Here is a 24,929-nt window from a genome sequence, read left to right on the forward strand (position 1 = left end):
TTGGCCTGACTCTGTGAATCAGGCCAATTCGATAGCTGGATAGCTTGGTACTTAATATCCTCAGCTATCCAATTCTTATATGGAAAGCTGGCTAGTAAGGACGCTGGTAAGCCGTCTTAACCACTGTGTAGAACTCTTTCGCGTATTGACCTTGCTCGCGAGGACCGAAGCTAGACTCTTTACGACCACCAAACGGTACGTGGTAATCTGTGCCTGCTGTTGGTAGGTTCACCATCACACAACCTGTTTGCGCTTGTTGCTTGAACATTGCGCTAGTACGTAGGCTTTGAGTAATGATGCCGCCCGTTAGACCAAAGCGAGTATCGTTGGTTGTCGCGATAGCTTCTTCTAGGTCAGCGACACGAATCACGCTTGCCATGGGTGCAAACACTTCTTCTTGGTTCACTTCCCAATCGTTCTTAGTATTCAAGAACAGCGTTGGAGACATGTAGAAACCTTCGTGTTTCATGCTTAGGCGCTCGCCACCAAATGCCAGCTCACCGCCGCTTTGACGTGCTTTCTCAACCCAACCTAGGTTTGCTTCAAGTTGGTTTCCGTCCACAACAGGGCCCATGAACACGCCCTCTTCCAGTGCGTGACCCACTTTCAGCTCACTCATACGCTTAATCAGTGCTTCAACGTACTGGTCGTGAATGCTATCCATAACCACTAGACGAGAAGATGCTGTACATTTTTGACCAGCACCCGAGAACGAACCTGCAATCGTTGCGTCAACCGCAGTTTGGATGTCTGCATCGTCAGCAATAACAAGTGCGTTCTTACTGCCCATTTCTAGTTGGCAACGAACGAAGTTTGGCGCTGTAGCAGCCGCAACCTTACGACCTGTATCAACAGAACCAGTAAAGCTCACACCGTTCACTTCTTTAGAGTTGATCAGTGCATCGCCTACTTTCGAACCACTACCTAGAACAAGGTTAAACGTGCCTGCTGGCATGCCTTGGCGGTGGATGATCTCAGTAAGCGCAACCGCACTTGCTGGTGTTAGGTTTGCTGGTTTCCAGATAACGCTGTTACCGAAAGCCAGTGCTGGAGCAATTTTCCAAGCAGCCGTTGCTGTCGGGAAGTTCCAAGGAGAGATGATGCCGATAACACCTACCGCTTCACGAGTCACTTCAACAGAAACACCAGGGCGCACAGATTCAGCGTTGTCGCCAATTTGACGAAGTACTTCTGCGGCGAAGTATTGGAAGAACTGACCAGCACGGTAAATTTCGCCACGACCTTCAGCAAAAGGTTTACCCTCTTCACGAGAAAGCAACGTACCCAGTTCATCACAACGCGCAATTAGCTCATTACCAATTGCTTGTAGTACCGCTTGTTTACGTTCAATTGGCGTTTTTTCCCACTCTGGTTGAGCGTGTTTTGCCGCTGAAATCGCTTGTTGCACTTGCTCTGCGCTTGCTTGTGCAAAGTTACCAATGTTTTCAGAAATATCTGATGGGTTAATGTTCGCGACGGTGCTTACACCCGCTTGCCATTCGCCGCCAATGTAAAGTGCGTTTTCTGCTTGAACATTCTGTAATTGAATCATCATTCTGTCCTTGTAACGGTTAGGTTGCGGTTGAGTCTGGCAACCATCTGGTTAATTAATAAACTGTTAATATTCAGGTAATTAATTGCTAAAATAAGTCGTACATTTTGTATCTAGAGTGAACCCGTTCGCTTGTATCAATAAAACACTTCAATTCAAAAGAGTTTTGACCTGCAAATAGCCTTAGTTCACAGTCCGATTATTCAGGTTGAGACGCCGATGCATAAACAACGAATTCAACCAACATTTCTTCTCTTGCTAACCCTGCTACGACAACCGCAGCACGGTTTGGATAAGGTGCATTGAAGTATTCTCCGTATACGCTATTTACCGTTTTTAGATATTCACGGTCTGTCACGTAAATCAGAACTTGCAGCACTGAATCCATAGATTCGCCTGCACACTCCAACGTATGAACAAGGTTGTTAAAAGTCTGACGCGTTTGCGCTTCGATACCGCCGTCTACTACTGCGCCAGTTTCATCAATTGGAATCTGCGCTGTGTATAGAGTGCCGTTATTAACGATTGCCCACTCTAGTGGTGCTTTTGAAGCGAAAAGCTCGGTTTTTACTGGGTGTTTTTTAGTTTGTGCGTTCACGATTCCATCCAACTTTGTAACAACTATGTTTCAAGATAGTTAAATACTGCACCTTGACGACTGATAAATCTAACGGTAAATTTTGTGCATTTGATAAATAAAATCTATCACCTTGCGAAAAGTAAGGTATAGCAAGGGCTAGAGAAGGATCAGTGCCATGAGTATTAAGCTACAACAGTTAAAACATTTTGTTTTAGTGGTCGAAGAAGGCGGATTTCGAGCGGCATCTCACCGAGCAAATCGCTCGCAAGCGGCACTTTCTACATCGATAAAAGAGCTAGAAAAAATACTCGGTCAGCCACTGTTTGAAACAGGCAACAAATCAACCCTGACACCTTTCGGCGAAATATGCCTGCCAAAAATCATTCAATTCCTTAATGTTTACAAAGCATTAGACAACGACTTACGCGCAGCCGCGGCAGGACAACAAGGAAGAGTTAGAATAGCAAGCGTGCCATCAGTAGCGGCGAAATTAATACCTAGCGTTTTAGGGGCCTTTTGTGAGCAGTACCCTAATGTAGAAGTCAGCTTGATTGATGATAATGCGGCAGGTGTGGAAGCGAGATTATTGTCTGGAGAAGTGGACGTTGCCTTAGGAAATAGCTCCCATTTAGAAGAAGAGAGCATCGATTTCACGCCTTTACTTTCCGATCCTATCGGTGTGGTGTGCCTCAAAGACAACCCTATTGCCTCTCAACAGGAAGGAATCGAATGGCAAACGTTGTTAAAACAGCCCTTCATTCGTAACGGAACTTGTACCCTGCTCGACCCAACACCTGCGCGAATGCTCAGCGAACAAGCCCTGTATTCAGTAGAGAACATCACTTCCCTGTTTTCGGTGTTAGAGCTCGGAATAGGCGTGACCACGCTGCCTAGACTGGCTTTCCCGACCAATGAAACCCGCTTGGTGTGGATTCCATTGATTGACCCGCCTTTACAGCGTCAAATCGGTATTTTCAGATTGTCTGATCGTACGATCTCGCCACAAGCGCAAGCTTTTCATGACTTATGTATTCAATATCTAAGTTATGAGGACTAATAGAGGGACATGATTGAATTTGTTTGCTTAAAAAGCGGTTGATAGAGCAACACATCAAGAAATTCCAGTTCGAATCTCCAGACTTTTGACCTTTCTATCTTGAGCTTAGTGCCCTAACCTTCAGATTTTTGCCCTATCTTCAGCTCCTTACATCCATGTGAGGAGCTGAATTTCTTCCATAATATTCATCTTAAACGCCGATTTATCCGTTTCGAATAGTTTGAAAGACGTTAAGAATGAAGTCGTGACAAACTATTTTGAAAAATAATCACTTCTAGATAGAGAACGCCGTATAGATAAATCACTCAATGCACGAAGGCTTTCATCGCTGACTAAAACTGGCTTTATCCACTTGTAAAATGGCACTCAATAATCAACTTATAAATGACGCTAAGTGTTTGAATAATAATAATTGATAAGCTCGTAATCGGCCAAAATAACTCTCTAAATTCTACTAAAATCCCCCTCTTACCATTGAAAATAAAGCATCTGAAATTTTCATGAATATACTAATAGAACTATTACTTTCATAAATGAAAAATACATCTTTCAAAAATGGAATTATTGATGTCGATATTTGTCGTTTTGATCACATAATTTTAGGCGTAATTTATATTTTGTCGAAACGATAGCGAATTAGTTTATATCCGTTTAATTTCTTCAAGCGATATAAAACCAGAAAGGGTTTTTCTTTAAAGCAAGTCAAGTGTTATCAACAACTGAAATGTCGTAACAAGTTAAATTTAAACTGTGTTTTATATTTACTTACACTGTTTAACATAAGGTTTTATTATGAGGCTTAATGGGATAAGTAGCGACATCCTTGTTGCCGCTAAAAGAGTTGTTCTCTGCCAAATAGTATTAGCCATCGGTGTGGTTTTATATGAAGTGTTTTTTGGTAATAAAGTAGATATGGAATCATCAGCTTTAGGGATCGTCATCGCGATGCTACCCCCGCTGTTTGGATTTATATATGCAAGCCTAAAGGTGCGTAAGAACCCTAATTATAGTTTACGTGACTTAATGCAAATGAGTCGTGTCGTAAAAATAACATATACGTTTTTAATGTTTATCTTGGCGTTCCAATTCTTCAAATTGGATAACCCTGTAATATTATATGCGTACATTTTAACTATGGTTGGATATTTCTTAACACCATTTATTACCGCCTCTAATAGATCGGAGTACGTGTAGTATGGATCAAGTCACTACCGCTCATGAGTATATAGAGCATCACTTAACCTTCTTAACTACAGGGGATGGTTTCTGGGCATTCAACATTGACTCAATGTTGGTATCTTGGATCACAGGTTTACTGTTTATAGGCGCGTTTAGATATGTCGTCACGCGAGGCACTAGCGGTGTACCTGGTCGTTTTCAATGTTTTATCGAGCTTATCTTTGATTTTGTTAACAATCTCGTCAAAGAAATTTTTCAAGCGGAGGATAAATTAATAGGGCCACTGGCATTAACCACGTTTGTTTGGGTGTTGTTAATGAATGCAGTCGACCTATTACCTATTGATTTAATACCGGGGTTAACTCGTGTAATGGGTTTAGAACACTTTAGAGACCTACCGACAGCGGATGTAAATATCCCAATGTCGATGGCACTCGGTGTGTTTATTCTACTGTTAACTTATACGTTAAAAAATAAAGGTTTGAAAGGCTTTATCAAAGAGCTCACTACTCAGCCATTTGATAACCCTCTTTTATATCCTGTTAACTTCGTTCTTGAATTAATAACATTAATTTCAAAGCCAATATCACTAGGCTTACGATTATTCGGAAATATGTATGCAGGCGAGATGATATTCATCCTTATCGCACTAATGCCTTGGTGGATGCAATGGGCACTAAGTGTTCCATGGGCCTTATTCCACATATTAATCGTATTCTTGCAAGCATTTATATTTATGGTACTGACCGTTGTTTATTTAGCAATGGCAACAGAAGAACACCATTAATTAATAACTAAAAATTAACTAACAAATTATTTATCGGAGATACAAATGGATATCGTAAGCGCAGTTTTATATGTAGCAGGTGCATTACTGATCGGTTTAGGTGCAGCGGGTGCAGCATCTGGTATTGGTAACTTAGCAGGTAAATACCTTGAAGGTGTTGCTCGTCAACCAGACCTTACTCCAATGCTTCGTACTCAATTCTTCATCATGATGGGCCTTGTTGATGCTGTACCGATGATCGGTGTTGGTATCGGTCTATACATCATCTTTGCCGTTGCTTAATTAAAAGCTTTGAAAAGATCGATTTGTAAATAATCAAGATTTAGTGAGGAAGGTATGAATTTAAATGCCAGCATGTTTGGTCAAGCAATCTCATTCGTGATTTTTGTTTGGCTATGCATGAAATATGTATGGCCCCCTCTCACCGCGATGTTAGACGAGCGCCAAAAAGAAATCGCTGATGGTTTACGCCACTCAGAGAATGCAGCGAAAGAGCTAGAACTAGCAAAATCAAATGGCGCACAACTCGTCGCAGATGCGAAAAAGAATGTGACCGAACTGATTGAGCAAGGCAAGAAACGCCGCAACGAAATCATCACTTTAGCTCACCAAGAAGGTGAGCAAGAAAAGGCACGCATCTTAGAACAAGGTAGAGCTGAGCTAGAAGGCGAACGTCAAAAGTTACGCCGTGAACTTCAGGCGGATATGGCAGATGCTGTTATTCAAAGTGCACAGAAATTGATTAGCAAGAACCTAGATTCTGAAACGAACCGAGCGTTAGTTGATCAAATGATAAGCGAACTCTAAACGGAGGCAATATGTCAGATTACACCAATATTGCTCATCCCTACGCTAAAGCATCGTTCGACTTTGCTTTAGGTGAAAACAAGTTACAAGAGTGGCACTCAATGCTGTCCATTCTTGTGACGGTAGCGGAAGAAGAAACGATCGCTAAGCAGATTTCATCAGCAGAAGGTGTTCACACACAGCAATCTGAAGAACTGGTCAATCTCATCATTCACGTATGCCAAGGACTCGTTGATGACCACGTCATTAATCTCATTAAAGTCTTGGCTGAGAATGGCCGTCTTGCAGTGATCAGAGACTTGTTTAACTTGTTCAGCGACCTAAAGGACGAACATGAACGTGTAATCCCTGTCACTGTCACCAGTTCAGAATTGCTTACACAAGATCAAGTGACATCACTCACAGCTGCACTTGAGAAGAAATTAGAGCGTCAGGTTGAAATGGAACAGGTTATTGATGACTCGCTGGTTGGCGGGATCGTAATCAAGGCGGGTGAAACCGTCATCGATGGTTCTTTGAACACATCAATTAACCGATTAGCTCATCAACTTCACGCGAGATAGGTAACAATTATGCAATTAAATTCAAATGAAATCAGCGACCTGATTAAAGATCGCATCTCGAAATTTAATGTGAGCACCGAAGCTCGCAACGAAGGCACTATCGTCTCGGTTCGTGACGGCATCATTACCATTAACGGCCTTGCGGATGTCATGCAGGGTGAGATGATCGAGCTTCCTGGTGGCAAATACGCTCTTGCTCTTAACCTTGACACGCACTCAGTCGGTGCCGTGGTTATGGGTCCCTACACTGACCTATCTGAAGGTATGAAAGTGAAAGGGACAGGTCGTATCTTGGAAGTACCCGTAGGTAACGGACTGCTTGGCCGTGTAGTGAACACACTCGGTGAGCCAATCGATGGCAAAGGCCCAGTGAGTTGTGACCGACTCGACCCTGTAGAAGTAATTGCGCCCGGCGTAATCGAGCGTAAGTCCGTCGATCAGCCAATTCAAACCGGTTATAAAGCCGTTGATACCATGGTGCCTATCGGTCGTGGTCAACGTGAACTTATCATCGGTGACCGTCAGACTGGTAAAACAGCGTTAGCTATCGATGCGATCATCAATCAGAAAGATTCTGGCATCAAATGTGTGTATGTGGCTATTGGCCAGAAAGCATCTACTATCGCAAACGTTGTTCGTAAACTCGAAGACCACGATGCACTTAAAAACACCATTGTTGTTGTGGCATCAGCTTCAGAGTCTGCCGCGCTTCAATACCTAGCTCCTTATGCGGGTTGCACCATGGGTGAATACTTCCGTGACCGCGGCGAAGATGCACTGATCATCTACGATGACCTATCAAAACAAGCCGTTGCTTACCGTCAAATCTCATTGCTACTGAAACGCCCACCGGGTCGTGAAGCCTTCCCTGGCGACGTATTTTACCTTCACTCACGCCTACTAGAACGTGCTGCACGAGTGAATGCGGAATATGTAGAGAAGTTTACAAACGGTGAAGTGAAAGGCCAAACAGGCTCACTGACAGCACTTCCTATCATTGAAACTCAAGCGGGTGACGTATCTGCGTTTGTACCAACCAACGTAATCTCAATTACTGATGGTCAGGTTTTCCTACAAACCCAACTGTTTAACTCAGGCCTACGCCCTGCTGTTGACCCAGGTATCTCGGTATCTCGTGTAGGTGGCGCAGCTCAGTGCAAGATCATCAAGAAACTGTCTGGTGGTATCCGTACATCGTTAGCTCAATACCGCGAATTAGCCGCATTTGCTCAGTTCTCTTCTGACTTAGATGACATGACGCGTAAGCAGCTTGACCATGGTGAGCGTGTAACCGAACTGATGAAGCAAAAACAATACTCTCCAATGTCTGTCGCTGAGCAAGCAACAGTTATCTACGCAGCAGAAAAAGGCTATTTGGCTGACGTAGAGTTGCACAAAGTTGCGCGTTTTGAAGAAGAGTTAATTGCTTACGCAAAAGGTCAAAACCCAGAGTTGTTCGACACCATTAACGCTAACGGTGACTACAACGATGAAATTGATGGCGCTCTTGCAAAGCTTCTCGGTGACTTTGTAGCGTTGAAAGCTTGGTAAACGCTCCGGTTTGTTGGCTGGAAATCAAAACAAATTAGGAGCAGATAATGGCAAATACTAAAGAAATTCGCACCAAGATAGGCAGTGTTAGTAACACTCAGAAAATCACCAGTGCAATGGAGATGGTTGCGGCAAGTAAGATGCGTAAGGTTCAAGACAATATGACGCTAACACGTCCATATGCCGAGAACATGCGCAAAGTTATCTCTCATGTCGCATCAGGGTCGCTTGAATACCAGCACCCCTATCTTCAACAGCGTGAACCAAAACGTGTTGCTTACATCATTATTTCGTCCGATCGGGGCTTATGTGGTGGCTTGAACTCGAACTTGTTCAAGAAAGTGCTAGAAGAAATGGAACAGTGGCGTACCAAAGGTGTTGAGGTAGAGACCACCTTAATTGGTTCAAAAGCTATCTCATTTTTCCAACGCAGCGGCAATGTTATCGCGCAGACGTCAGGTCTTGGTGACGCACCTAAATTAGAAGACATCTTAGGTACAGTTAACGCGATGCTAGGGCATTACGACGACGAAAAAATCGACAGTTTGTATCTCGTTTATAACCAGTTCATCAACACCATGGTTCAAGAACCAACGACCTTGCAGTTGCTGCCCCACCCTTCAGATTCTGAGGCCGATGGAGGCGCGAAAAAAGCACGTCGTTGGGACTACATCTACGAACAGGCACCAAGAGACATCCTCTCTGAGCTGTTACATCGATACATTGAATCACAAGTGTATCAAGGCATCGTAGAGAGCATTGCCTGTGAGCAAGCAGCTCGAATGGTGGCCATGAAAGCGGCGACCGATAACGCGGGCCAACTCATCGATGATTTGCAGTTGGTATACAACAAAGCGCGACAGGCTGCCATTACCCAAGAACTGAGTGAAATAGTCTCAGGTGCTCAAGCTGTCTAAGGGCAGAAAAGAGTGGGTTAAGAATAGAATTTGAGGATTTAGAGATGAGTGTTGGAAAAATAGTTAAAGTTATCGGCGCGGTGGTAGACGTCGAGTTCAGCGGCGGCAACAGCCCACGCGTTTATGATGCATTGAAAGTGACGAGCGAGGAAGCAAGCTCTCTCGTATTGGAAGTTCAGCAACAACTGGGTGGCAGCATCGTTCGTTGTATTGCAATGGGTACGTCAGATGGCTTGCGCCGCGGCCTCACTGTTGAAAACACAGGCTCTCCGATCACGGTTCCTGTGGGCGAAGAAACCTTAGGCCGTATCATGAACGTGCTTGGTCAGCCTATTGATGAATGTGGTGAAATCGGCCAGAAAGAAAGCTACGAAATTCACCGTGAAGCGCCCTCTTATGAAGAGCAAGCTAACAGCACTGAGCTTCTAGAAACAGGCGTTAAGGTTATCGACCTTATTTGTCCGTTCGCGAAGGGCGGTAAAATTGGTCTGTTCGGTGGCGCTGGCGTAGGTAAAACCGTCAACATGATGGAGCTTATCAACAACATCGCTAAAGCCCACTCAGGTCTCTCTGTATTTACCGGTGTTGGTGAACGTACTCGTGAAGGTAACGACTTCTACTACGAGATGAAAGAAGCTGGCGTATTAGACAAAGTTGCCATGGTTTACGGCCAGATGAACGAGCCACCGGGAAACCGTCTACGTGTTGCACTGACAGGCCTGACTATGGCTGAGCGCTTCCGTGATGAAGGTCGTGACGTACTCTTGTTCATTGATAACATCTACCGTTACACGCTTGCGGGCACAGAAGTATCAGCACTGCTAGGTCGTATGCCATCAGCAGTAGGTTACCAACCAACGCTGGCTGAAGAGATGGGTGTGCTTCAAGAACGTATCACATCAACCAGACAAGGTTCGATCACGTCTATTCAAGCGGTATACGTACCTGCGGATGACTTGACCGATCCATCGCCAGCAACAACCTTTGCTCACTTAGATGCGACCGTTGTACTGTCTCGTAACATCGCGGCATTGGGCCTCTACCCTGCGATTGATCCATTGGATTCAACCTCTCGCCAGTTGGACCCACTTGTGGTTGGCCAAGAGCACTACGACATTGCACAAAAAGTACAAACCACGCTACAACGCTACAAAGAGCTAAAAGACATCATCGCGATTCTTGGTATGGACGAGCTATCGACTGAAGATAAGCAGACGGTATCTCGCGCTCGTAAGATTGAACGTTTCTTAACTCAGCCTTACCACGTAGCAGAAGTATTTACTGGTCAGAAAGGTGTATTTGTACCGCTAAGTGAAACACTGAGAGGCTTTAAAGGCCTGCTAGGCGGCGAATACGACGATATTCCAGAACAAGCATTCTTGTACTGTGGTTCTATCGACGAAGTGCTTAACAAAGCAAAATCACTCTAAAAAGGTAGGTGCATCATGGCTATTGGAGTTACAGGCAATACATTTCAACTTAATATCGTAAGTGCGGAAGGTACACTGTTTTCAGGGCCGGCACATGCCCTAGCTATTTCTGGAGCAGACGGTGAACTGGGGATTCGCCCAGGCCACTCCCCTCTTCTGAGTAAGATAAAACCGGGCGTGTCTGTGTTCGTTACCGACCTTAAAGCCGAGGAGCAAGTACTGTACATCTCTGGTGGTATGGTCGAAGTGCAACCAGATGTGGTAACCGTGTTAGCCGATACGGCCTTGCATGGTAAAGACATTGACCGTGCTCGCGCGGAAGAAGCGAAATACGCAGCCCTAGAGAACATCAACAAAGGCAATGTCGACATCAACTTTGCACAAGCTCAACTGGAGCTGGCGAAAGCTGTCGCTCAGCTTCGTGCATCAGAATTGACATCTTCTCGCACTCGTCACTGAGAAGAAGCGTTATTTGCCATTAGCTGTGCTAGCAAACAAATACAAAAAAGGCTCACTGAATAGTGAGCCTTTTACTATCTGCTTAACGCAAAACCGAAGTTTAACGTTGCTCGAATTTCAAAAGAATAGTTTTAGATCTGTAGTTTAGAAGAATTCAATCGAGTTACGGCCGCTTTTGTCGTCACGTTGTGGCTTAGGCGTATCCGCTTTCTTTTTCGCTTTGTTATCTTTCTTCTTTTCTTTTTTCTCTTTCTTAGGTTCTGCCTTTGCACTTAGCATTTCAGACATGCTTTTCTTAGACTCTTTCTTTTTTGAGTCTTTGCTTGGCTGATCTTTTTTAGCCTGAGATTTTTTAGACTGACCTTTCTTCGCCTTGCTGTTTTTTTTAGGCGCATCTTTCTTTTTCGGCTTGTCTGATTCTTCCTGTACTGGCTGGTCACACACCACTACATAGTATTCTTGATTGAATTCAAAGAAATCGCCATCGTACATTTTGCGGCGTTTTCGAGTTTCAAGCTCACCATTTACTGCTACGTAGCCTTCAGATATGATGTGTTTAGCTTCACCGCCACCACTCACTAGGTTAGCTATTTTAAACACTTTGTAGAGCTCGATTGGCTGTGATGAAACATCGATACCAATTGCTTCAATTTCAATCTCTTCGCCTTCTTCGCCCAGCTCTTGGCCTTCGTAGTCAGCGTCTTCGTAATGTTCTTGGTCCATGGTGACCTCTACCTAAATATGTACTTCTGAAATATTGGGCGCAGTGTAATCGTAAAACAACAAAATGACCATGTTGAATTCATCCAGCGCCCATTTGTTCTCGTTACGCACCGACTTGGCTACAAACCACCCACATTGGAGAGGCTGACAAGCTGCTTGGTATATTCATGTTGCGGATTACCAAACAAAGTCTCAGTGTCACCCTTCTCAATCACCTCGCCAGCTTTCATTACAATGGTGTAATGACACAAGGATTTCACGACATTCAAATCATGACTGATAAACAAATAGGTCAGACCGTACTTTTCTTGAAGTGACTTGAGTAGATCTAACACTTGCGCTTGTACCGTTCTGTCTAATGACGATGTTGGTTCATCTAGCAAGATAAACTCTGGCTTAAGGATCAGAGCTCGTGCAATGGCGATACGTTGCCTCTGCCCGCCAGAAAACTCATTCGGGTAACGGTGGCGAGTTTCTGGGTCTAAGTCGACCTCTTTCATTACGTCACAGATACGTTGGTCGAGTTCAGTGTCATCCAGTTGTTGATGAACCAATAGACCTTCACCAATCACTTGCGCAACCGACATTCTAGGATTCAATGCAGAAAACGGGTCTTGAAAGACGACTTGCATACGACTTCGAAACGGTAGCATCTGCTGGCGGTTTAAGCCTTGAATTTGTTCGTCAGCGTAAGTTATTGAACCTTCACTCTCCACCAACTTCAATATCGCCATACCGGTTGTTGATTTGCCAGAGCCACTCTCTCCCACGAGGCCTATTGAGTGCCCCTTTTTCAAGGTGAATTCCATGTCGGTGACAGCTTTAACATGTGAAATCGTACGCTTGAATAAACCGCCCGTAATCGGGAACCAAACACGAAGTTGATTAACATCGAGCAGAGGTTCACTTTCCGGAGAAACTGGAACGGGCAAGCCTTTCGGATCAGAGTTAATAAGCTTTTGGGTGTAAGGATGAGCTGGCGCATTAAACAGAGTATGACAGTCGTTGCTTTCGACTAAGCGACCATCTTTCATTACCGCGACTCTGTCGGCAATTTGACGAACAATACTTAAGTCATGGGTGATAAAAAGCATCGCCATACCAAGCTCTTGTTGCAGGTCTTTTAAAAGGTCTAGAATTTGCGCTTGCACCGACACATCTAATGCCGTTGTTGGCTCATCAGCGATAAGCAACTCTGGTTCATTAATCAGCGCCATCGCAATCATCACACGCTGACGTTCGCCACCAGATAACTCATGTGGGTACGCTGAAATTTTTTGCTCGGGGTAACGAATACCCACCTTTGAAAGCCACTCTATAGCCAAGGCTTGCGCTTTGTTAGTTCGCATTCCTCGGTGAATAGAGAGAGTTTCAACCAGCTGTTTACCGACTCTATGAAGCGGATTAAGCGAAACCATAGGTTCTTGAAAGATCATACCAATGCGGCCACCACGAATCCCACGCAATTGTCTTTCAGAACAACTCAGAATATCGGTGCCAGAGAAATTGATCTTACCGTTCAAGTAATGCGACGAGCCTTTAGGCAGCAACTTCAACACGGAGTTAGCTGTAACCGATTTACCGGAACCACTCTCGCCCACCAGCGCGAGTGTCTCACCTTTGTATATTTCTAAAGAGACATCTTGCGTCACTTGTTCTATCGAATCTTTTCTCCCAAAACCGACTGATAATTTATCTATGGTCAGAACTGGAGATGCATTAGCAGCCTCCATTGTTGACCCTGAAGTAGGAACTGTATTTGAAGTCATAACTTATCCTTACTTCTGTTGATGTGGATCGAAGGCATCACGTACTGCTTCACCAACGAAGACAAGTAATGTAAGCATCAAAGAAAGCACGACAAAGGCAGAAATGCCAAGCCAAGGCGCTTGTAAGTTAGCTTTACCTTGCGCTAACAACTCACCCAACGAAGGCGAGCCCGCAGGCAAACCAAAACCCAAGAAATCTAATGAGGTTAACGTGGTAACCGAACCTGAAAGAATGAACGGCATCATGGTTAACGAAGCCACCATTGCGTTGGGCAACATATGACGAAGCATAATACGTTTATCATCAACGCCCATGGCTTGCGCAGCACGCACATAATCAAAGTTTCGACAGCGTAAAAACTCGGCTCGAACAATCCCAACCAAACTCATCCAACTGAAGAGCACCATAATACCCAACAGCCACCAGAAATTAGGCTCGATAAAGCTAGAAAGGATAATCAGTAAGAACAGAGTCGGCATACCAGACCAGACTTCAATAAAACGCTGCCCGAACAAGTCGACCCAACCACCGTAGTAACCTTGGGTCGCACCGACGACTACGCCGACCACGCTCGATACAATCGTCAGAATAAAACCAAACAGAACAGAGATACGGAACCCATAAATAATACGAGCTAATACATCCCGCCCTTTATCATCGGTTCCTAACCAGTTCACCGAATCAGGTTCCGATGGCACCGCACCTGAAATGTCGAAGTTTATCGTGTCGTAACTAAACGGAATGATTGGCCACACGATGTATCCATTGTCTTCAATGAGTTCGATAACATATGGGTCTTTATAATCGGCTTCGGTTTCGAATTCACCACCAAATTCAGTCTCAGAATATTCATTGATAACGGGTACAAACCACTGATTATCATAAGAAACCAAAAGTGGTTTATCGTTGGCAATGATCTCTGCGAACAGGCTCAATCCAAACAAAATGGTAAATATCCAAAGGGAGATAAAACCACGCTTGTTTGCTTTAAAACGTAACCAACGAGCTTCAGCTAAAGGGTTGTTAAACATTTATTATCAATACCTTGTTATTCATTCGCCATTAACGCGCTTCAAAATCAATTCGAGGATCAACCCAGGTATAAGTCAGGTCGGAGATAATGCTCAGCACCAAGCCAAGCAAGGTCATGATATAGAGAGAGCTGAACACCACCGGGTAATCTCGCTGAATGGTCGATTCAAAGCCAAGCAGGCCAATACCTTCGAGTGAAAACATCACTTCAATCAACATAGAACCCGTGAAGAAAATACTAATAAATGCACTAGGGAAACCCGCAATAATAATCAACATAGCGTTACGGAAAACGTGCTTGTAGAGAATACTGCTCTCGTCCAAACCTTTTGCTCGCGCCGTCACCACATATTGCTTGTTGATTTCATCAAGGAAGGAGTTTTTGGTCAGCATACTGAGTGTCGCGAAACCGCCGATGACCATAGCGAAAATAGGCAAAGCCAAATGCCAGAAGTAATCGCCAATTTGTTGATACCAATTCAGTTGGTCGAAGTTACTCGACACTAACCCTCTCAATGGGAACCAACTGAAGTAGTTACCACTGGCGAACAAAATAATCAGAATGATCGCAAATAGGAAGCCCGGAACCGCGTAGCCGACAATCACCACCGCACTCGACCAAATATCAAAGCGAGATCCGTGATGTATCGCCTTCATGATGCCTAAAGGTATCGAAATCACATAAATGATTAAGGTACTCCACAACCCTAAAGAAATGGAGACTGGCAGCCGATCGATGATGAGATCAATGACGTTACCGCCCTTAAACAAGCTTTCACCAAAGTTAAAGGTCGCGTAGTTTTTCAACATATCGAAGTAGCGAACGTGAATTGGCTTATCAAAACCAAACTGCTTTTTGATCTCTTCAACCACTTCAGGATCAAGCCCGCGAGAGCCTTTATAACCACTGGCAGATGCTTGGTCACTTTCGCTTAAATCAACTTCTTGCCCACCGCCAGAAAAGCGTTCCATGATTCCGGAGTTATGCCCTTCTAATTGTGCAACGGCTTGCTCTACGGGACCACCAGGCGCGATCTGAATAATGAAAAAGTTGATGGTGATGATCGCCCACAGCGTGGGGATCACCAATAATAAGCGTCGAAATATATACGCGGCCATTAACTAACTCCTAGCGACGTTTTTCAGGAAGCAAAGCCGCCTTCTCTTCTGAAATCCACCATGTATCGATACCTAAATCGTATTTAGGCAATACATCTGGACGCTCAAACTTGTCCCACATTGCTACGCGGTACTCACCAACGTGCCATTGCGGGATATTGTAGAAATTCCACTGCAATACACGGTCAAGTGAACGACCTAGCGTAAGAAGCTTTTCAGGATGTTGTTGGTTACGCGCAATTTCTTCTGTTAACGCGTCAACCACCGGATCCATTACACCAGCAGTATTGTAAGTAGAATCAATGTAGTTAGAGTTCCAAACAATCATTAAGTTCGGGCTAGGATAAGGGTTTGCGGAAAATGAAGACGACACCATATCGAAATCGCGATCACGCAAGCGCTTAATGTACTGAGTGGTATCGATAGTACGAATCTTCATTTCGATACCCATGCGTTTCAGGTTCTTTTGAACAGGTGTTGCGATACGTTCTGTGGTTGGGCTGTAAATCAGCAACTCAAACGACATCGGCTTGCCGGTCTTTTCGTTGGTCATCACTTTGTCTTTCAATACCCAACCCGCTTCTTTCAGCAGTTTGAAAGCGGTACGCATTTGGCTACGAATACGGCCGCTGCCATCGGTGACTGGCGGTTGGAATTCTTCTGTGAACACTCTCGCTGGAATTTGGTCTTTATATTGAGACAACAACTCGACTTCAGCTTCGCTTGGTAAACCTTTCGCTTCATAATCTGTATTTTGGAAGTAACTACGAGTACGTTTGTACTGGCCATAAAACATGTTCTTGTTCATCCACTCAAAGTCCATCGCGTACGTTAATGCTTCACGAACTTTAGGGTCAGAAAACACAGGAGACTGAATATTGAAGACAAAACCTTGAGTCGTTTCAGGCTTCTCGTGGTTAATCTCTTCTTTAATGATATAGCCTTTATCGAAGTTTGAGCCCGTGTAAGAGTTGGCCCAGAACTTAGCTGAATTTTCGGTTCGAAGATCGAACTCCCCTGCTTTGAAAGCTTCCAGCATTACGGTGTCATCACGGTAGTAATCGTATTGCACTTGCTTGAAATTATTGCGACCCACGTTAACTGGCAGATCTGCAGCCCAGTAATTTTCATCTAGGCCGTAGGTAACACTTTGACCCGATTTATAGCTGATGATTTTGTATGGACCACTGCCGACTGGCGGCTCACTCAGCGGCTCAGACAACTTTCTGTCTTTCCAAAAATGTTGGGGTAATACGCGAGTGCTTTGTGCAAAGCTAAACAGCTTCTCACGATTTGGCTTGCTCATCTCAATACGAACAACCAAATCAGAGACTGCCGTTACTGATTCGATCTCTTTGTAATACACGCGATATTGAGGCACGCCCTCTTTTGAAAACTTATCAAAAGTGAATGCAACATCGTGCGCGGTGATAGGCTCGCCATCTTGGAATTTAGCATTTGGGTTGATATCGATTTCCATCCAAGTGAAATCACTGGCGTAGCGAACTTTTGAAGCAATTAACGGATAATACGCATCAATCTCGTCGCTCGGAGAAAACATCAATGTATCGTAAATTTCCCCTGTGTAACTCGCAGCAACGCCGCGGGAACCGAATCGATTGAAGCTATCGTAAGTACCTATGCTGCCATAGGTCACTTTACCCTGCTTTGGCGCATCAGGATTAACGTAATCGAAATGAGTAAAATCGGTAGGATATTTTGCTTCACCAAAACCAACCAGTTGCGTGGTTTCAATAACGGTGATGTCGGGAGTTGAATCGGTATCAGAAGCGAAAGTGATAGAGGGTTGTAAAGCAATAAGCGGCAGCATGACTGCACATTTGGCTAAGTTAAACCTGAAAAACTGAGTGCGCTGCGAGGCTTTGTGTCGAAAAACTGTTCCCATTTGACTCTCCCTTCAAATGTCATGAATTCTATATTCACATTGATTAATCGGCTTTAATGTAGGCCGTTAAAACAAGTATAGGTTCAAATCTAACATCATGTAATAACTAATAAAACCATCAGCACTCTATCTCTTACCGTTTATTTACAAATTACTCGGTTCACGCGGAGCTAGTGGGTGCACGGTCTAAGAAAAGAACGCTATAATTTGTCTACCTGTTACGGCATAAAGTTCCATTGTTATAGGACATTCAATTGAACAAACCATACCTACAGATGATACGTAGCCCACGAATTGTCCAACAATCAGTGCGTTAGTGGAGTATCATTATTACCTGGTCTAAATGGGATGACACTTTGAACAAACCAAACCAAATAACATTCGCAACGTTCAATCTTTTGAACTACCTCGAACCACCGAATGCTTACTATGATTTTGAGAACATTTACAGCTTCGAGGAATGGAAGAAGAAGCAACACTGGATGGCTCAAGCGATTAAATCATTAGATTGTGATGTGATTGGCTTCCAAGAAATATTTAGCCCGCAGTCTTTAGAGCAGTTAATGAATGAACTTGGTTATCCTTACTTTGCTGTGGTCGATAGCGCGCATGTTGAAGATGATTACCTGTATACCTCGCCTGTCGTGGGTATCGCCTCTCGCTACCCGATTGAAAAAGTGCAGCCGGTTAAACCCGATTTAGAGTTGCTTTCAGCCTTCAATCTTAGTGACAGTTTTTCATTCAACCGAACGCCAGTACACGCCACAATTACCTTACCCCATTTGGGCTCAACCGACTGTTATGTGGTGCACTTTAAATCTCAGCGACCAACCGAGCCCAAAAGTCACATTCTAGATAATGCTGATAGATCTAAAGTCTCTCAAATTTCAGACAACCAAAAGCCCAAAAGCGACACGTTAGTTAAGCTTCATCAAGAACAACTCGGATCTTGGTTATCGAGCGTTCAGCGTGGTTTAGAAGCTCAGATGCTTCATCAATACATTACCAATCAGCGCTACCAAACCGATCAACCCGTTGTGTTGATGGGTGATTTTAATAAGCCTTTGTTTAATGATGAGTTTAAAGGGCTGTTGAGTTACTCAATCAACCGAGATGAAAACAGCAAGCATTGGCTGTCCCATTTTCGATTAAAAGACAGTTGGGATCTTTACCATCAACTGCATGAAGAAGACTTGCTTGAACTGCGTAAACCAACCCATTACTACGGCGCCTCTGGGTCTGTACTGGACTATATTTTAATGTCGAATGAGTTCGATTGTCAGAACTCTTCAAGTTTAATGGAGATCTCTAGCTACACAGTGTTAGACCATCACCTGATTAATCCAAGCTTCGAGCATGACCAATTCAGTACGGACCATGCCATCGTTGCTGTAACCGCTCATATCCGCGAAGCTTAACTGTCCGATTAAGATTTGCTTTAAAATTAAGATTTGCTTTAAAACAGACGTCTCACCCGCTCTCGCCATAACAACGCAATCAGTTAGAACAAAATAAGCTGATGAATAATAGGTAAATAAAAAAACGACCAACTGACAAACCTATCCTCTCATTCCTATTCAAACCATCCGGCTTTTATACTTTTATCGCACGGGCTTACGAAGGCTTACTTTCAAGAGTCGAGTTATTTTGCATAATCTGTTCGCTCTAGTTGGCACCCCATTACCTCCCAAATGAAGAATGAGACAGATAGAAACGCAATGAATAATGAAATCTACCTTGGTGATCTAACTCTGGATACGGAAACTCGAAATATTACGAACAAACAAGGAAACAAAATCCATTTACGTCCGCACCTATTTGCAGTGCTTTGTCTGTTGCTAGAAAACCCCGGTCAACCGGTCCCTAGAAAAGATATTGTAAGCGTATGCTGGGACAACCAACCTATGCCTACACAAGCACTAACCAATATCGTCTATTACCTAAGAAATGTCTTTATCCGCTTGAGAGTTTCTAACATCAAAATTGTTACTATCCCTCGATATGGCTATACGCTGTTCATCATACCCAATACTGATGAGCGTGATCGCTTAGCTTCAGAAAAACACCCGAAAGCCTCAACACAACAACTTAGCTCAGCACATTCAGGCGAGTAAACCTTCGCTCACCTTGTCTTAATTTTTTGTGCCGACGAAAGTGATTACGATCACCAAAAAACGCCCCATCGAAACGTTTCGATGATCATCATCACACTCTAAGAAAGCGATGGGTGCAAATGATAAATCAAACACTATTATCACTATCGAAACGTTTCGATGGCTTTTCTTGAGTTGTTCTCAACCCATTAAACGTTATTTTTCGATAGGTCGTGATATGAAAAAAAGTACTCTAATTAATTCTGAACTCTCTTACCTAGTGGCCACTCTTGGCCATACAGATGAAATCACGATTTGTGACGCGGGCTTACCGATTCCAGACCAGGTAACTCGCATTGATCTTGCTCTGACTCACGGTGTACCAAGCTTTCAACAAACGGTAAAAACCATGCTGGATGAATCTCAAATTGAAGGCGTTGTGATTGCAGAAGAATTTGCGAAAGTAAGCCCAGAGCATCACGCCGCACTGATTGATTTAATCAAGACAGAAGAAGCGCGTTGCGGCAAACCGCTTTCGATTACTTACATCCCTCATGAAGAATTTAAACAGCGAACGCATGAAAGCCGCGCGGTTATCCGTACAGGTGAATGCACCCCATACGCAAATGTCATTTTCCAAGCTGGCGTAACGTTTTAGCTCAAGCAAAACGCAACGACAGTCCAGTGTCATCACTGAACCAAAAACAATACATATACAGAACAATCAAACACAACTGGCCCCGAGTAAAGGAACCGACATGACTCAAGCCATTTTAGAACTTAGCTCAATTGAGAAGGCCTTCCCTGGTGTGAAAGCACTGGATAAGGCAAGCCTCAACGTTTATCCAGGACGCGTCATGGCGTTAATGGGTGAAAACGGTGCAGGTAAATCAACGCTTATGAAAGTGCTTACGGGTATCTATCACTTGGACAGCGGAACTATCGCCTACCAAGGTAAGCCGGCGGCATTTAAAGGACCGCGTGATTCACAACAAGCCGGTATTAGTATCATTCACCAAGAGTTGAACCTAATACCAGAGCTTACCATCGCCGAGAACATCTTCTTAGGTCGTGAAATCACAGGGACTATGGGGCGCATCTTGTGGAACGAGATGTACCAAGAAGCCGACAAGCTACTTAAACGCCTTAACGTGAAACACAGCTCAAAAACACCTTTAGGCCAGTTGAGCCTTGGTGAGCAACAAATGGTAGAGATCGCAAAAGCCCTATCGTTTGAGTCTAAGGTCATCATCATGGATGAACCAACTGATGCATTAACCGATACCGAAACTGAGTCTCTGTTTAAGGTGATTAACGAACTTCGTGCTGAAGGCTGCGGCATTGTTTACATCTCTCACCGCTTGAAAGAGATCTTCGAAATTTGTGATGACATCACCGTACTTCGTGACGGTAAGTTCATTGGCCAATGTGAAGTAAAAGACACCGACGAAGATGGCCTGATCGAAATGATGGTGGGCCGTAAGTTGGACGAGCAATATCCACGTATAGGGCAGAGCCACGGTGAAACCTGCCTTGAAGTGATTGGCCTGACGGGTTCTGGTGTTCATGACGTGAGCTTTACTCTAAAGCGTGGCGAGATTTTGGGTGTGTCTGGCTTGATGGGTGCTGGTCGTACTGAACTGATGAAAGTGATTTACGGTGCCCTTCCGAGTGAGCGCGGTGTCATCAACCTAGAAAACAAAACCATTAACCCTGTAAGTCCGAAAGATGGCTTAGCAAATGGCATCGCTTACATCTCTGAAGACCGTAAAGGCGATGGCTTAGTTCTAGGGCTTTCTGTTAAAGAAAACATGTCTTTATGTTCATTGGATCAATTGACTAAAAGCGGTCAAATCCAACATAAAGATGAAGTGATGGCGGTTGATGACTTCATCAAACTATTCAACATCAAAACCCCGACTCGCGAACAAATTATTGGCAACCTTTCTGGTGGTAACCAACAGAAAGTAGCTATCGCGAAAGGCTTGATGACCAAACCAAAAGTACTGATTCTCGATGAGCCAACGCGTGGTGTCGATGTCGGTGCTAAAAAAGAAATTTACCAACTCATTAATAAATTCAAAGCTGACGGTATGAGCATTATTTTGGTCTCATCTGAAATGCCAGAAGTGTTAGGAATGAGTGACCGCATCATGGTGATGCATGAAGGCCGTGTAAGCGGTGAATTTGATGCTAAAGAAGCAAACCAAGAATTATTACTGGCGTGTGCGGTCGGTAAAAAGATCAACGAGGACGCAGCATGAGTACTAAAACCATGAGCAAAACAACTGAAACTGAAGCGCCAAAGAAAAAACCGTTAATCAGCAAAGAGTGGCTGATTGACCAAAAGTCATTGATTGCTTTGATCTTCCTGATTGTTGTCGTTTCTTTCTTAAACCCAAACTTTTTTACTGTCGACAACATCCTAAACATTCTGCGCCAAACCTCAGTTAACGCAATTATCGCTGTAGGCATGACGCTGGTTATCTTAACCGCAGGTATCGACTTGAGTGTCGGCTCTGTACTGGCACTTTGTGGTGCATTCGCAGCCAGCATGATTGGCATGGAAATCCCAGTGATGATCGCAGTGCCAACCGCTCTAGTAGCAGGTGCAGCATTAGGTGCTATCAGTGGTGTGATTATTGCCAAGGGTAAGGTTCAAGCCTTCATAGCAACTCTTGTGACTATGACACTACTTCGCGGCGTAACCATGGTTTACACCGACGGTCGTCCTATCTCTACTGGTTTCACTGACACAGCAGACGCCTTCGCTTGGTTCGGTACAGGCTACGCAATGGGCATCCCAGTTCCAGTATGGATCATGGTCGTAGTGTTCGCAGCGGTATGGTACCTACTTAACCACACACGCTTTGGTCGCTATGTTTACGCACTAGGTGGCAACGAATCAGCAACTCGCCTATCAGGCATCGACGTAGACAAAGTGAAAATCGGCGTTTACGCAATCTGTGGTCTGTTAGCAGCGGTAGCTGGCATCATCGTGGCATCTCGATTGTCATCAGCTCAACCAACAGCAGGTATGGGTTATGAATTAGACGCCATCGCAGCCGTAGTTCTTGGCGGCACAAGCTTAGCCGGCGGTCGTGGTCGTATCATGGGCACATTGATTGGTGCACTGATTATCGGCTTCCTAAACAACGCCTTAAATCTATTAGACGTATCTTCTTACTACCAGATGATTGCAAAAGCAGTGGTTATTCTTCTGGCGGTATTAGTCGACAACAAAAACAAGTAAAACTCTGTTTTATATTAAAAATATCTATCAGTAACAAACCTATAAACATTAAATCTATAAATAATGTAATAACGAGCTAGGGTTATCCAACCTAGCTCACCCTACATAAAGGACTTACACCATGAAAAAATTAGCGACTCTTATTTCTGCTGCTCTTCTTTCTACAACGGTATCTGTATCTGCACAGGCGCAAGATACAATGGCAATCGTTCTGTCTACATTGAACAACCCATTCTTCGTAACCATGAAAGATGGCGCAGAAGCGAAAGCGGAAGAGCTAGGCTACAAGCTTATCGTTCTTGATTCTCAAAACGACCCAAGCAAAGAGCTTTCGAACATTGAAGATCTAACCATTCGTGGTGTTAAAGCAATCCTGATTAACCCAACGGATTCAGACGCTGTGTCTAACGCTATTCGTATTGCTAACCGCTCAGACATCCCCGTATTAACGCTAGACCGTGGTGCAAGCCGTGGCGACGTAGTGAGCCACATTGCTTCTGATAACGTAATCGGCGGTGAAATGGCGGGTCACTACATCATGGAAAAAGTGGGCGAAAAAGCAAAAGTAATACAACTTGAAGGTATTGCTGGTACATCAGCAGCTCGTGAACGTGGCGAAGGCTTCATGAACGCAGTAAACGGCAGCGACCTTGAGCTTCTTGCAAGTCAACCTGCTGATTTTGACCGTACTAAAGGTCTGAACGTAATGGAAAACTTACTTGCTGCAAACCCAGACGTACAAGCAGTATTCGCTCAGAACGATGAAATGGCGCTAGGCGCACTGCGCGCAGTTCAAGCTTCAGGCAAAGACGTAATGATCGTTGGCTTTGATGGCACTGACGACGGTATTGCTGCTGTTAATCGTGGCCTACTTGGTGCAACGGTAGCACAACAGCCTGACCTAATCGGTTCTCTGGGTATCGAAATGGCAGACAAAGTACTGAAAGGCGAAACAGTAGACGAGTACGTACCAGTACCTCTAAAAATTGTTGCTAAGTAATTAAATCCAACATCGATTAAATAAAGCAAAAAATAGAGCGACACATAGGCAGGGATTCCCCTATCCCTGCCTTATTTACCCAACCCAGACAGTGCATCGCTGTTTCTCAATAAGTCGTCTAAAAAGGCGTGTAATTAACGTAATGAGAAAGACCCATGCATTTTCAAATACGATATATCATAAGGCTCGTATCATGACTCAACTGATTGTTTTAGGTAGCGTTAACGCTGACCACGTATTGCAAGTTCCTTCGTTCCCTCGTCCGGGTGAAACCTTGATTGGCGGTAATTATCAGGTCATTCCTGGCGGCAAAGGTGCAAACCAAGCGGTGGCTGCTGCGCGATTAAACGCAGATATCGGCTTTATCGCCTGTGTTGGTGACGACCCATTTGGTATCAACATTCGTCAAGATTTTGCTAAGGACGGCATCAACATCGACGGCGTTATCGTTGCAAACAACACCCCGACTGGCATCGCGATGATCCAAGTATCCGCAACAGGCGAAAACAGCATCTGTCTTTCTGCGGAAGCAAACAACAAGCTGACTTGCGACCAAATCAAGCCGCACCTAGAGAAGATTCGCAATGCTAAGTACCTGCTGACTCAACTTGAAACGCCAATTGAAGGCATTGAGTTCGCTGCAAAAGTGGCCAAAGAGAGCGGCACGCAAGTGATTCTTAACCCGGCTCCTGCTCGTCCATTATCGGATTCACTGCTTGCTTGTGTCGATGTGATAACACCCAACGAGACCGAAGCGGAAGTCCTAACAGGTGTGACTGTAACTGACAACCAGTCCGCTCACCAGGCGGCTTTAGTTCTGCATGCGAAAGGCATTGAGACTGTGATGATCACACTTGGCGCGAAAGGCGTTTGGGTTAGTCATCACGGTCAAGGTAATGAAGCTAACGAAGGCGAATTAATTGCCGGTTTTCGTGTTGATGCAACGGATACTACCGCTGCTGGCGACACATTTAATGGTGCATTAGTGACAGGCTTACTTGAAGACATGCCATTACAACGCGCGATTAAGTTTGCTCACGCCGCGGCTGCCATTTCAGTAACTCGCTTTGGCGCCCAAACATCTATTCCAAGCCGTGCTGAAACGGATGCTTTCCTAGCCGAGCAGGTTTCGGCTTAGTGTATTGTTTGGT

At 44.4% G+C, this 24,929-nt stretch carries 24 protein-coding genes; 17 read left to right on the forward strand and 7 right to left on the reverse strand.

The annotated features are described in order from the left end of the window. Positions 1-91 precede the first annotated feature (91 nt). Both L8S15_RS08570 and L8S15_RS08575 read right to left on the reverse strand, forming a co-directional pair. Positions 92-1,552, reverse strand: coding sequence for an aldehyde dehydrogenase family protein (locus tag L8S15_RS08570; RefSeq protein ID WP_016766777.1), 1,461 nt, complete (start codon positions 1,550-1,552; stop codon positions 92-94). A gap of 199 nt (positions 1,553-1,751) precedes the next feature. Then, positions 1,752-2,150 (reverse strand): RidA family protein, encoded by a 399-nt coding sequence (locus tag L8S15_RS08575; RefSeq protein ID WP_010429168.1) that lies wholly within the window; start codon positions 2,148-2,150, stop codon positions 1,752-1,754. 157 nt (positions 2,151-2,307) lie between these two features. Here L8S15_RS08575 and L8S15_RS08580 point away from each other — a divergent pair, with 157 nt between their 5' ends. From L8S15_RS08580 to L8S15_RS08625, 10 genes are all read left to right on the forward strand, one after another. Further along, the gene (locus tag L8S15_RS08580) at positions 2,308-3,189 is read left to right on the forward strand and encodes a LysR family transcriptional regulator (RefSeq protein ID WP_010429166.1); all 882 of its coding nucleotides are present in this window, start codon (positions 2,308-2,310) and stop codon (positions 3,187-3,189) included. A 792-nt stretch (positions 3,190-3,981) separates the two neighbouring features. After that, positions 3,982-4,383 carry a hypothetical protein gene (locus L8S15_RS08585; protein WP_010429164.1) on the forward strand — a complete coding sequence of 134 codons (402 nt, stop codon included), beginning with the start codon at positions 3,982-3,984 and terminating at the stop codon, positions 4,381-4,383. A 1-nt stretch (position 4,384) separates the two neighbouring features. Further along, entirely contained in the window at positions 4,385-5,155 is a 771-nt protein-coding gene (gene atpB, locus L8S15_RS08590; RefSeq protein ID WP_010429161.1) for a F0F1 ATP synthase subunit A, read from the forward strand. Positions 5,156-5,200: 45 nt separating this feature from the next. Beyond that, positions 5,201-5,437, forward strand: a complete 237-nt coding sequence (gene atpE / locus L8S15_RS08595; RefSeq protein ID WP_004730405.1) for a F0F1 ATP synthase subunit C — start codon at positions 5,201-5,203, stop codon at positions 5,435-5,437. A gap of 54 nt (positions 5,438-5,491) precedes the next feature. After that, complete coding sequence (locus L8S15_RS08600; RefSeq protein WP_004730401.1) at positions 5,492-5,962, forward strand: F0F1 ATP synthase subunit B; 471 nt, start codon at positions 5,492-5,494, stop codon at positions 5,960-5,962. A gap of 11 nt (positions 5,963-5,973) precedes the next feature. After that, positions 5,974-6,525, forward strand: coding sequence for a F0F1 ATP synthase subunit delta (locus L8S15_RS08605; protein ID WP_009844933.1), 552 nt, complete (start codon positions 5,974-5,976; stop codon positions 6,523-6,525). Between the two features lie 9 nt (positions 6,526-6,534). Further along, the gene (gene atpA, locus L8S15_RS08610) at positions 6,535-8,076 is read left to right on the forward strand and encodes a F0F1 ATP synthase subunit alpha (protein ID WP_012600780.1); all 1,542 of its coding nucleotides are present in this window, start codon (positions 6,535-6,537) and stop codon (positions 8,074-8,076) included. Positions 8,077-8,123: 47 nt separating this feature from the next. Beyond that, positions 8,124-8,993 (forward strand): F0F1 ATP synthase subunit gamma, encoded by an 870-nt coding sequence (atpG, locus tag L8S15_RS08615; RefSeq protein WP_016793640.1) that lies wholly within the window; start codon positions 8,124-8,126, stop codon positions 8,991-8,993. 44 nt (positions 8,994-9,037) lie between these two features. Continuing rightward, a complete protein-coding gene (gene atpD, locus L8S15_RS08620; protein WP_004730394.1) occupies positions 9,038-10,423 on the forward strand; it encodes a F0F1 ATP synthase subunit beta in 1,386 nt (461 codons plus the stop codon). Between the two features lie 15 nt (positions 10,424-10,438). After that, complete coding sequence (locus L8S15_RS08625; RefSeq protein WP_010429133.1) at positions 10,439-10,882, forward strand: F0F1 ATP synthase subunit epsilon; 444 nt, start codon at positions 10,439-10,441, stop codon at positions 10,880-10,882. Between the two features lie 144 nt (positions 10,883-11,026). On the opposite strand, the gene L8S15_RS08630 is transcribed toward L8S15_RS08625, so the two are convergent. The 5 genes from L8S15_RS08630 to L8S15_RS08650 all read right to left on the reverse strand — a co-directional run bounded on the left by L8S15_RS08630 (position 11,027) and on the right by L8S15_RS08650 (position 17,432). Then, positions 11,027-11,605, reverse strand: coding sequence for an RNA-binding S4 domain-containing protein (locus L8S15_RS08630; protein ID WP_280572645.1), 579 nt, complete (start codon positions 11,603-11,605; stop codon positions 11,027-11,029). Positions 11,606-11,724: 119 nt separating this feature from the next. Continuing rightward, entirely contained in the window at positions 11,725-13,374 is a 1,650-nt protein-coding gene (gene yejF / locus L8S15_RS08635; protein ID WP_016794808.1) for a microcin C ABC transporter ATP-binding protein YejF, read from the reverse strand. 9 nt (positions 13,375-13,383) lie between these two features. Then, positions 13,384-14,406 carry an ABC transporter permease gene (locus L8S15_RS08640; protein WP_010429111.1) on the reverse strand — a complete coding sequence of 341 codons (1,023 nt, stop codon included), beginning with the start codon at positions 14,404-14,406 and terminating at the stop codon, positions 13,384-13,386. Positions 14,407-14,437: 31 nt separating this feature from the next. After that, positions 14,438-15,526, reverse strand: coding sequence for a microcin C ABC transporter permease YejB (locus tag L8S15_RS08645; protein ID WP_010429108.1), 1,089 nt, complete (start codon positions 15,524-15,526; stop codon positions 14,438-14,440). Positions 15,527-15,536: 10 nt separating this feature from the next. Continuing rightward, positions 15,537-17,432, reverse strand: a complete 1,896-nt coding sequence (locus tag L8S15_RS08650; RefSeq protein WP_016789879.1) for an extracellular solute-binding protein — start codon at positions 17,430-17,432, stop codon at positions 15,537-15,539. A gap of 356 nt (positions 17,433-17,788) precedes the next feature. Between L8S15_RS08650 and L8S15_RS08655 the strand changes: the two genes are divergently transcribed. The 7 genes from L8S15_RS08655 to rbsK all read left to right on the forward strand — a co-directional run bounded on the left by L8S15_RS08655 (position 17,789) and on the right by rbsK (position 24,916). Beyond that, the gene (locus L8S15_RS08655) at positions 17,789-18,850 is read left to right on the forward strand and encodes an endonuclease/exonuclease/phosphatase family protein (protein WP_016789880.1); all 1,062 of its coding nucleotides are present in this window, start codon (positions 17,789-17,791) and stop codon (positions 18,848-18,850) included. 300 nt (positions 18,851-19,150) lie between these two features. Beyond that, entirely contained in the window at positions 19,151-19,546 is a 396-nt protein-coding gene (locus L8S15_RS08660; RefSeq protein WP_280572652.1) for a winged helix-turn-helix domain-containing protein, read from the forward strand. 217 nt (positions 19,547-19,763) lie between these two features. Continuing rightward, complete coding sequence (rbsD, locus tag L8S15_RS08665) at positions 19,764-20,183, forward strand: D-ribose pyranase (RefSeq protein ID WP_010429095.1); 420 nt, start codon at positions 19,764-19,766, stop codon at positions 20,181-20,183. A gap of 100 nt (positions 20,184-20,283) precedes the next feature. Beyond that, a complete protein-coding gene (gene rbsA / locus L8S15_RS08670; RefSeq protein WP_016766766.1) occupies positions 20,284-21,789 on the forward strand; it encodes a ribose ABC transporter ATP-binding protein RbsA in 1,506 nt (501 codons plus the stop codon). Further along, positions 21,786-22,778, forward strand: a complete 993-nt coding sequence (gene rbsC / locus L8S15_RS08675; protein WP_009844905.1) for a ribose ABC transporter permease — start codon at positions 21,786-21,788, stop codon at positions 22,776-22,778. The genes rbsA and rbsC overlap by 4 nt, the downstream gene beginning before the upstream one ends. 121 nt (positions 22,779-22,899) lie before the next feature. Continuing rightward, positions 22,900-23,778: a ribose ABC transporter substrate-binding protein RbsB gene (rbsB, locus tag L8S15_RS08680; RefSeq protein ID WP_016788188.1), complete on the forward strand. Its 879-nt coding sequence runs from the start codon at positions 22,900-22,902 to the stop codon at positions 23,776-23,778. Positions 23,779-23,971: 193 nt separating this feature from the next. Further along, on the forward strand, positions 23,972-24,916 hold the full coding sequence (gene rbsK / locus L8S15_RS08685) for a ribokinase (protein ID WP_280572657.1): 945 nt from the start codon (positions 23,972-23,974) through the stop codon (positions 24,914-24,916). Positions 24,917-24,929 lie beyond the last annotated feature (13 nt).

Source organism: Vibrio sp. S/42/10, assembly GCF_029890535.1.
GTDB classification, from domain to species: domain Bacteria; phylum Pseudomonadota; class Gammaproteobacteria; order Enterobacterales; family Vibrionaceae; genus Vibrio; species Vibrio cyclitrophicus.

What these genes read in the sequence shown, in the direction of transcription:
- L8S15_RS08570 (WP_016766777.1), bottom strand. Translation starts at nt 1,552, where the DNA reads ATGATTCAATTACAGAATGTTCAAGCAGAAAACGCACTTTACATTGGC.
- L8S15_RS08580 (WP_010429166.1), top strand. Translation starts at nt 2,308, where the DNA reads ATGAGTATTAAGCTACAACAGTTAAAACATTTTGTTTTAGTGGTCGAA.
- L8S15_RS08585 (WP_010429164.1), top strand. Translation starts at nt 3,982, where the DNA reads ATGAGGCTTAATGGGATAAGTAGCGACATCCTTGTTGCCGCTAAAAGA.
- atpB (WP_010429161.1), top strand. Translation starts at nt 4,385, where the DNA reads ATGGATCAAGTCACTACCGCTCATGAGTATATAGAGCATCACTTAACC.
- atpE (WP_004730405.1), top strand. Translation starts at nt 5,201, where the DNA reads ATGGATATCGTAAGCGCAGTTTTATATGTAGCAGGTGCATTACTGATC.
- L8S15_RS08600 (WP_004730401.1), top strand. Translation starts at nt 5,492, where the DNA reads ATGAATTTAAATGCCAGCATGTTTGGTCAAGCAATCTCATTCGTGATT.
- L8S15_RS08605 (WP_009844933.1), top strand. Translation starts at nt 5,974, where the DNA reads ATGTCAGATTACACCAATATTGCTCATCCCTACGCTAAAGCATCGTTC.
- atpA (WP_012600780.1), top strand. Translation starts at nt 6,535, where the DNA reads ATGCAATTAAATTCAAATGAAATCAGCGACCTGATTAAAGATCGCATC.
- atpG (WP_016793640.1), top strand. Translation starts at nt 8,124, where the DNA reads ATGGCAAATACTAAAGAAATTCGCACCAAGATAGGCAGTGTTAGTAAC.
- atpD (WP_004730394.1), top strand. Translation starts at nt 9,038, where the DNA reads ATGAGTGTTGGAAAAATAGTTAAAGTTATCGGCGCGGTGGTAGACGTC.
- L8S15_RS08625 (WP_010429133.1), top strand. Translation starts at nt 10,439, where the DNA reads ATGGCTATTGGAGTTACAGGCAATACATTTCAACTTAATATCGTAAGT.
- L8S15_RS08630 (WP_280572645.1), bottom strand. Translation starts at nt 11,605, where the DNA reads ATGGACCAAGAACATTACGAAGACGCTGACTACGAAGGCCAAGAGCTG.
- yejF (WP_016794808.1), bottom strand. Translation starts at nt 13,374, where the DNA reads ATGACTTCAAATACAGTTCCTACTTCAGGGTCAACAATGGAGGCTGCT.
- L8S15_RS08640 (WP_010429111.1), bottom strand. Translation starts at nt 14,406, where the DNA reads ATGTTTAACAACCCTTTAGCTGAAGCTCGTTGGTTACGTTTTAAAGCA.
- L8S15_RS08645 (WP_010429108.1), bottom strand. Translation starts at nt 15,526, where the DNA reads ATGGCCGCGTATATATTTCGACGCTTATTATTGGTGATCCCCACGCTG.
- L8S15_RS08650 (WP_016789879.1), bottom strand. Translation starts at nt 17,432, where the DNA reads ATGGGAACAGTTTTTCGACACAAAGCCTCGCAGCGCACTCAGTTTTTC.
- L8S15_RS08660 (WP_280572652.1), top strand. Translation starts at nt 19,151, where the DNA reads ATGAATAATGAAATCTACCTTGGTGATCTAACTCTGGATACGGAAACT.
- rbsD (WP_010429095.1), top strand. Translation starts at nt 19,764, where the DNA reads ATGAAAAAAAGTACTCTAATTAATTCTGAACTCTCTTACCTAGTGGCC.
- rbsA (WP_016766766.1), top strand. Translation starts at nt 20,284, where the DNA reads ATGACTCAAGCCATTTTAGAACTTAGCTCAATTGAGAAGGCCTTCCCT.
- rbsC (WP_009844905.1), top strand. Translation starts at nt 21,786, where the DNA reads ATGAGTACTAAAACCATGAGCAAAACAACTGAAACTGAAGCGCCAAAG.
- rbsB (WP_016788188.1), top strand. Translation starts at nt 22,900, where the DNA reads ATGAAAAAATTAGCGACTCTTATTTCTGCTGCTCTTCTTTCTACAACG.
- rbsK (WP_280572657.1), top strand. Translation starts at nt 23,972, where the DNA reads ATGACTCAACTGATTGTTTTAGGTAGCGTTAACGCTGACCACGTATTG.